The sequence below is a fragment of the Aquimarina sp. 433 genome (assembly GCF_054054605.1).
The window spans coordinates 1-302 of sequence record NZ_JBSWZK010000044.1 but is presented as its reverse complement, the minus strand read 5'-3'; the positions used below and the strand labels follow the sequence as shown (position 1 = coordinate 302).

Genomic DNA, 302 nt, shown 5'->3' with positions numbered 1-302 from the left:
GTAGTAATAACCTCTGTATAATCACCTGGCTCACTAGCACTACCATCTGTAGTAACTATATCTATAACCGTATCTACACTACTCGCTACATCAATACTTACTGTAACTGTAGCATTACCTACATCTTCTGCAACTGTAATATCGCTAATACTAACCGTAGGGGTATTATCATTATCGGTAATCGTTACCGTACCACTTGGATCGGTATTACTCGTATTACCACTGGTAACTGTACCATTAACTGTTAAGTCCTCACTTGGCTCATCAATAGCATCATCGATAACAGGAACATCAACAGTAAC

The 302-nt window shown here is 38.7% G+C and carries 1 protein-coding gene; it reads right to left on the bottom strand.

The features are described 5' to 3' along the window. Positions 1-302: Calx-beta domain-containing protein (locus tag ACWNT5_RS24275; protein WP_456518864.1), on the bottom strand; the 302-nt coding region annotated here is incomplete at both ends.